At 56.2% G+C, this 7,105-nt stretch carries 6 protein-coding genes; 2 read left to right on the forward strand and 4 right to left on the reverse strand.

Going from position 1 to position 7,105, the window contains the following annotated elements:
- Positions 1-258 precede the first annotated feature (258 nt).
- Together FHT76_RS41000 and FHT76_RS41005 are read left to right on the forward strand one after the other, a co-directional pair.
- Positions 259-936, forward strand: coding sequence for a hypothetical protein (locus FHT76_RS41000; protein WP_259186881.1), 678 nt, complete (start codon positions 259-261; stop codon positions 934-936).
- Between the two features lie 208 nt (positions 937-1,144).
- Entirely contained in the window at positions 1,145-1,798 is a 654-nt protein-coding gene (locus FHT76_RS41005) for a DUF4157 domain-containing protein (RefSeq protein ID WP_259186882.1), read from the forward strand.
- A 94-nt stretch (positions 1,799-1,892) separates the two neighbouring features.
- Here the strand turns inward: FHT76_RS41005 and FHT76_RS41010 are convergent, their stop codons facing one another.
- From FHT76_RS41010 to FHT76_RS41025, 4 genes are all read right to left on the reverse strand, one after another.
- Positions 1,893-3,923 carry a C1 family peptidase gene (locus tag FHT76_RS41010; protein ID WP_259186883.1) on the reverse strand — a complete coding sequence of 677 codons (2,031 nt, stop codon included), beginning with the start codon at positions 3,921-3,923 and terminating at the stop codon, positions 1,893-1,895.
- Between the two features lie 50 nt (positions 3,924-3,973).
- Positions 3,974-5,347 carry an N-acetylmuramoyl-L-alanine amidase gene (locus FHT76_RS41015; protein ID WP_259130975.1) on the reverse strand — a complete coding sequence of 458 codons (1,374 nt, stop codon included), beginning with the start codon at positions 5,345-5,347 and terminating at the stop codon, positions 3,974-3,976.
- A 10-nt stretch (positions 5,348-5,357) separates the two neighbouring features.
- Entirely contained in the window at positions 5,358-6,479 is a 1,122-nt protein-coding gene (locus tag FHT76_RS41020; RefSeq protein WP_259186884.1) for a hypothetical protein, read from the reverse strand.
- A 231-nt stretch (positions 6,480-6,710) separates the two neighbouring features.
- The gene (locus tag FHT76_RS41025) at positions 6,711-6,893 is read right to left on the reverse strand and encodes a hypothetical protein (RefSeq protein WP_183759276.1); all 183 of its coding nucleotides are present in this window, start codon (positions 6,891-6,893) and stop codon (positions 6,711-6,713) included.
- Positions 6,894-7,105: the final 212 nt, after the last annotated feature.

The following is a 7,105-nucleotide window of genomic DNA, read 5'->3' on the forward strand; positions in this document are numbered from 1 at the left end:
GCAGGTTCATCATGACATCGGTCATCGGTGGTTCCTTCCAATCAGGTTGGTGTGAGCAACCCGACTTTACCGGAGAACTTCGATGACCGCCGCTTTCGCCGCTCGCTCGCTACGGCGCAATTTAGAACGCGCTCACGAGCGGCTTCGCTACCGCCGACCTACACCATTCGGCGGGACACGACCTGCCTTGCAAACGAAGCCTGTCTCCGGCGAGGCATACATGCTATTTTCTGGTTGTGTTCAGTGGAGGAAACTTCCGTGAACAGGTACCACCTCGAGGGCGACTCTATCGATCAATTTCCCGCGGCCCTGGTTCATTGGGCAGATCAATTTCGGCGGTCGGATCAGGACGAGGAAGCACTCCGGCGAGCAATTGCGGCATTAAACGTCGCCTTGACCCAGGCTCAAACCTATCTGGATGATGTCGGCGAGGTGAGACAGGAGAGAAGGTGGAACACGCCGGCCTTTCTTTTCAAGGTTGCATGTCGATCGGTAGCGGTCCTCGATCCTGCATTTGCGGACAAGATGAAATCATTTGGGTGGGGGACAGAAGATTTCTGGAGTGATGCGAAACAGAGCGGCAAGATACACATTCCCGATATTCGGACGGCTTGCGTAGTCATCGAAGCAAGACTGTCGGGGCGCGAACCTGATCTTGAGGAAAAGCCTGTCGGGAATGCCGCCCAGGATGAGAGAAGCAAATTGGTGCTGATAATTGCATCAGTACTCGCCGCCCTCTTTGGCCTTGGGTGCATTTCAGGCGGTCTATTGCTGATGGCTGCACCCGGGGGCGGAGCAACTTCTTTCGATTTTCTGGGGTTTCAGGTCTCCACGCACCAGACCGGCATTGCGGCTATTGCCTTAGGCGCTGCGTCGATCATCCTGACATTTCGAATGGTCCTGAAAACCGTCGTCGCTCGCGGCAGAACTACCTAGTGTCAAAGCCCGTCAGTCGCAACCGACAGGGCAGCGCGAGCTTCTTCGTCATGACACACCCCATATCTCGACCAAGACGTTTTGCAGAAGACGGCGCTAAGCATATGGCGATGGCCAAGCTGCAAAACCGGCGGTCACGACAGACCCAACCAAGCCAATGCATACATTTCCCAATCATATAGTATATTACGAACCTTAGAGGTTGGCCATGCAACGTCCGTTCGCTCCTCGACATATCTTTTCGACCGTCTTGCTCGGGACGATCGGCGCAGCGACTTCATGCGTCTACGCTTGCAGCGGCTCACCAGAGTTCGGCCCGACCGGACATTTTCATGCGCAAGCAGGGGCTAATTTGAAGCGGGACTCGAGCACGATAGAAGTCGCCATCTACGGTATCGCTCGTACCCTAAACGAAATTCAGGCGGCGACCTTTTCTGGCCCAATTCTAGAAAGCGTCCTGGTTGCAAGTCGAGACGCTGCAATAAAAGGATCGTTGCCGATCCCGCCAGATATTCGCAAGCAACTCACGGGTTACTCGACCGAAGCTTCAATGAACCGTGTCCGATACCGGATTGGTGACGTGGGCTCCTTCAATCTCGCCACGGTACTGGAACGGGGAAGATTTGCGGACGCCGTCACCCTGATTGATGTGGTGGTGTTTCGCGACGCGCTAACGGCTGCAACAGTTTCGGCATGGGCCCATGAACTGATACATGTCGACCAATACCACGTATGGGGCGTCCATGGCTTCGCGGTTCGATACGCCCAAAACTGGCTGGCGGTGGAGAACCCGGCCTACTCCAAGGGCGATGACTTCGCACGTTGGCGATGCCGCAAACAAGCACAAGACAGACAAAATTGAAGGCCACATCACGAAGGCACACTGTCGACAGCGTGGGGCTTTTGCCAACGCCAAGAAGCTCAAGTGCGTTTCGCCTGGCAGGCAGACGACCCTCTCAGTATCCCCGCAGTTCGTCATCGCGAGGGACTAATTCAACACTGACTCGCTTGCCGTTGATTCTTTCGATTATGGTCGTAAGCGTTGCAGTGTCATTGTCAAAACCACCATGGGATCGAGACATCGTTTGCGCTGACAATGATTTGTCGATGATCAGTCGGGCGCTCTTGCCTATCTTCGATCCATAGATTTCCATCCCGGCAATCGGCGTATGTGGCTGCTCTTCGTAGGCTCGCGAGACGAGGTACAGCAGGGAGTGGCTGTACCGTGGTGTCAAGGGAATTCCGGCCTCGACGGTGTCTCTCTTCTCGAGATCGTCGCTCATCATATAGAGGTGGATATTGCCGTTTAGCCTCAGCGCCGAGGTTCCCTTGAGCAGCTTTCCATAGTGTTCATTGAAGAAGTCCGTCGTGCAGGCTGGAGCCATAAGATGCACACTGTCGATGGTCAGATTTTTAAGCTTGAACCGTCCCAATGCGGAAATCAGTCGACCGAGAACGATTGACCCGGCACTGTGACCGACAAGGTGAATTTTGGGACGAAGGTCTGCGGTGTCCAAACCCTGTAGAAGCGGTTCAAGGCCCTGGAATCCACCATCGTATTCCCTGCGGCCGCTGAATGCGGCTTCTGCGTCACCTTTCATGTTTCGCCATGCGCGATTGCCGTAATATTTGCCCGGTCCAGCCTCAAACAGCCAATCCGAAAAGCCCGCACCAGCGAGACCGGAAGTTGCCGACGACATTGCGCCGAACGCCTCGTCGAGGAAATCCGAAGCCCACATCAGGTGAAAGTTGTAGATTGAGTTTCGTCCGAAGATATTTGCGCGCTTCCACGCCGAGATACGGCGCGCCTCGTCCACCGTGGAGTTCAGTCCGCCGTGCGCGTAAATCATCAAGTGCGGGTAGCCCGTGCCGTTGTTGGATTCCTTCATCGTAAGTCGTTTGACGGTCTCTGCCATCTCATCATCCTTCGGCGACGCATACTTGCCTGTTACGACAAGCTTGCCATCGTCGATGTTGAGGAAATGGCCGAGAATGTCGGCGCGTGTTGGCTCGTTGATGCCGAAGAGACCGGAACGGCTGGTCGGAGATGATTTTGGCAGGGCATTGAAGGCGGATGGAGCGCGTGCGCCGAGTTGCAACACCCAAGCGTCCATGATCGTTGCGGCCCAATCCGAGTAGGCCCAGTGTGCGAGCCCCTCCCTGCCCCATTTTTCGCCCCAGGAATTCAAGATCCAGAATCCTTCGGCGTCGTAGCCCACGATGGCGAAGGCGTGTCCGCCAATGGGAGCGCCGTCGGGCGTGATATATCCGTTGACTGGTTTTAGCCAGCCCCCGTGTATTTGTGCGGAAGCGTAAATCCCTCCGACCTCGTTCAGGGCCGCGTGATAGTCACTGATGTCAGGCTGAAGCCTGAAGTAGGCACCGAGGCGCGTTTCCGTCGCCTCCTTCGCCAACTCGTATGTCAGCAACCAATCCTTCTTTGTCTTGTCAGTTGGACCGTCTTTGCAGACGCCATTTCGGAAAAACCCCTTCAGGGCCCCGCGCAGGGATGAGCCGTCGTGGGGACTGTCTGCCCATTCGTCATTTCGAAGGCCCATTTCATAGAGCATTCTCGCGCTGACGCGTTCTCGCGGAGTTGCGCTGACGGTCTGGTGGCGGAGGACGTCTATGACATGTGCAAGGGCATAGCCAACACAGCGTGGAGATTTTCCCTGGTCCCTCACCGGAAATGCGATCGTCGGATAGATCCCGCTCTGTAGAGAACGCAGATGGGGTTGATAGATCCTATCCCTCAAATCCGGAATGTCAGGCAGGATGTCGAGAATTCTTACCTCATCTCCACTCGTCTGTTGTCTTGTCAGATATGCCCGGTCGCCGACGAAGACGCGGTTGTCATCTGGATCTGATCGTCGTGTCGGTTCCTGCGCTGCTCGCGACGCGGACTCCTCGCCTGCAGCGTCTTTTGCTATTGCAGCCCCGTCACCACTCACTTCTCCAACATTTGACGTCAACTCCCTGTTCGACATATTCCCTCCACGTCCGTATACCCCGCACACGCGTTTTGGCTTTGTGATCATCAGGCAGCGCGACTGGACGGCGCCGACTCCAGAAGACTTACCAGTAAGTGTTCGACAGTTTCGGGAGCCATGAGGGCTTTGTTCAACCCGTCACCAGCGTAGAAGGTCTCCCCTCGCCTAACCGTCCTGTGTGCGCCCTCCCGGGCTTGCAGAACAGGAAATGAAGCCCATTCTTGAGCAAGTCCCAAGCCGAAATCGACCAGCGAGATCTTGCGCGCCATAAACCGCTCATATCCTCGAAACTTCAGCAATGTGTACCCAAGCTGATCCTGAAGGGCAGAGCCGAAGGTTTCTCCTCCTGACAGGTGCAATGTGTCGCGCAAGCGCATGAGTGTTGTCGTCATGAACTGATAACGGCCACACGCGGGTGACCTGAACATTCTGCGCCAGTTCGGGCCGTTCAGAATAACGTCGGCCAAGCTCATGCTACTCAAGGGTCTCGGTAGCCTGTGCTGGTTGTTGCCAAATAACACGTCATACCCACCCGGCGCTTCTGCATCGCCGATGAGATCGAGCAAGCGCCGGGCTCCTTCCGGCAACGTATCATTGGCGGCATCGGTTAGTCCTGCTGCAAGAACTATCGGTTGTGGTATCTCGTCAATCTTCGACCAGGTCAGTGGACCCACGATACCGTCAGGCCGAAGGCCATATCGCTGTTGAAAGCACCGTACCGCCGCCTCCGTCACCGGACCAAACCTTCCATCCTGTTCGGTACCGACGGCGCGTTGCACCTGCACGACATCCGAACCCTGTGCTCCTCGCTCCAGGGTTCGATGGCCCGAAATCGCATCGAAAGCGGGAACGGGGGGCCGGAGGGTGACCGTACCAGACATGACACGTTTCACGCCATCGCGGAACACGTCCATGTTAAACAATGGGTCTGGCTTTCGACCATCGGGAAGTGCGTACTCCTTGTGGCCACAGCACATATCGGAGGTCTCCCCGATGTGATTTAAAATTGCGGCCACTCCACGTCTATAGGCATCCATCTGCCAGTCTGGCCACTGTGCATTGGGCGTGCCCGGGTTCTCAGCTTCTATCCCGATGAAGCTGGAATTGCCCGTCCTGATACCTCTCCACTCGCCCGGGCCGGCATGGTTGGCTTTGCCAGCGGCAACCAGATAATATGTTCCGTCGACTCCCAGTCCCAACTGGGCGAGTGGTCCGGAAAGTGGATGGTTGCCGCCTCGACCGTTTATCAAGGCATTCAAGGTGGGCATGTTGCCGGTCCCGATGGATCCGGTGTGGTGACAGATGACGCCACGCACGCGCCCCATTTCGCCGGTGCCACGACTTGCCCAGCCATTGGTCTCCGCGACTTTAAGTCCTGCGTGGCGGAGAACTTCGGGCAGCCAGGTCAATAAGTAAACCATGCGTCCCTCCTCAGTGCACTGACGGCTTCTCGACACCTCCGGAAGCCTTGGGCAAGTTTATGTCCTCGGTAATTTCTCCGTCCTCCAGTTCCACGTCGCAGAGGCAGGAATCGACCTGATCATTAAAGTTTTCATCGGTTTCTGCCGCAGACGGACGGGCAAGCCGGGGAGGCGCTGTCAGCCCACGCGGGTTTCTTTCGTCTGCTTCAGATCGGGCGAGGTCCGTCTTGGCCACGACCGGCTGAACGACCGCGGGGTTTTCCCCGAGTGCCGGGACGAGTTTGGTATCGAGAAGATTTCCAACAAGGCGCTCTGAGAAACCTGCCAGGAAGGCGACGACTATCGCGATATCTATCTGCGGAGACGTGCATTCCGGCCCTGTGACACAAAGCCTGATAGGACCGGCCTCGCCCAACGTGAGTTTAAATAGTTCACTTCGGAACAAGGCGAAGAGTACCACAGCCGAAATTGCCCCAATGACAATTCGCAGTCCGGCGTCTACGAGGTTGTCACGAAGCCGGAGGTCGGTCTGGATCGTCCTCCCCCTTATCCCGATCGCAATAGAAAAGAACGCGCCGAGACACCCAATGCTGGTCGCCATCCAGGTATTATTCCGGGACACGAATTTTGGAAAGTTGAGATCATTGAAGGCCCAAAACAGAAGGAAGATGACAAACGCGACGAGACCGGCCGTCACCACATACTGAACGCGGCCGGTCGAAGTGCGCTCTTCAACGATCTCTCTCTTAATTGCCTCTAGGAGGACCATAGCACTCGCTTGATCGCCCTGCAGTGCAACGATCAAGGCGTCAGCTGTACGGCGGTCATATCTTTTCGCGCGGGCGTCGCTTGCGCTTGCGCGATGGGTTGGGCCAGTCTCGGACCCCACCGTCCTGGGGCTTCTCCAGCCATCTATCAAACCGTTGATTTCACCTCGAAGGGGCGCGAGGTGAGCGAGTGCCAATCTTTGCTCCGTGGCGAGGCTCTCATCATCTGCGTACTGGATCATCACGCGGTCGGAATTCGAATATACCGCGTAAACTCTCGGGACTTTGCTGTAAACAGTACCTATTTCAAGGCCTGTATAGTCTGTCCTCCCAACAGCAATGTCATCGACGCGTTCACCATTCATGGCCGCCCCCGAAGAATAGCATCTAAGATAATGGCATAAATTCTCAAGGTTGCAAGATTTTACTTGAAATACACTTCTGGCGGTAGGTGCGCGGTCGATGGAAGCTTTCTTTGGAACCCTCGACATGGGAATGAGGACCAGCGATCGCAGCTCATTGCCCGTCGTTGACTGCGTCACTGAACACCATTCGCGCGTTTGCTGCCGCGCCTGCCTCGTCTCGGATCAAACGTGTCAGTAACTGCATGAGCGGTCGTTGCTAGGCCTGAAGCCGTCTGCACAGGCCGGGTTTACCGAGGTGCGCGGTTGGTACTGATAATCAGGTTGATTAGGATTGCGGGCGGTCGTGCAGGCAGACATCATCGCCCCCAGTCCGATCAGCAAGCCGCTCGCGACAGACATCTTGGCAATATTCATGTGTTGGTTCCCCCGGCCTGACGTTCTCTTTCTGTTTACCGAGCAAGAAAATGCTGCGCCAAAAGGCATATGGGAGGGCTATCACGAACACTTGACCCGGGTTACGCCACCGACATGTCCCGAGGTTACAGGACGAGATCGCCAGCCGTTTGATGGGGAGAGGCAGGCGGCTCACGCCGCCTGCCCTTCGTCGTTGTCGTCGAGGTCAGTGT

The organism is Rhizobium sp. BK176 (assembly GCF_024808055.1).

Excerpts from the sequence above, each read along its gene's own strand:
- FHT76_RS41025 (WP_183759276.1), bottom strand. The coding sequence starts at position 6,893 with ATGAATATTGCCAAGATGTCTGTCGCGAGCGGCTTGCTGATCGGACTG.
- FHT76_RS41010 (WP_259186883.1), bottom strand. The coding sequence starts at position 3,923 with ATGTCGAACAGGGAGTTGACGTCAAATGTTGGAGAAGTGAGTGGTGAC.
- FHT76_RS41005 (WP_259186882.1), top strand. The coding sequence starts at position 1,145 with ATGCAACGTCCGTTCGCTCCTCGACATATCTTTTCGACCGTCTTGCTC.
- FHT76_RS41015 (WP_259130975.1), bottom strand. The coding sequence starts at position 5,347 with ATGGTTTACTTATTGACCTGGCTGCCCGAAGTTCTCCGCCACGCAGGA.
- FHT76_RS41020 (WP_259186884.1), bottom strand. The coding sequence starts at position 6,479 with ATGAATGGTGAACGCGTCGATGACATTGCTGTTGGGAGGACAGACTAT.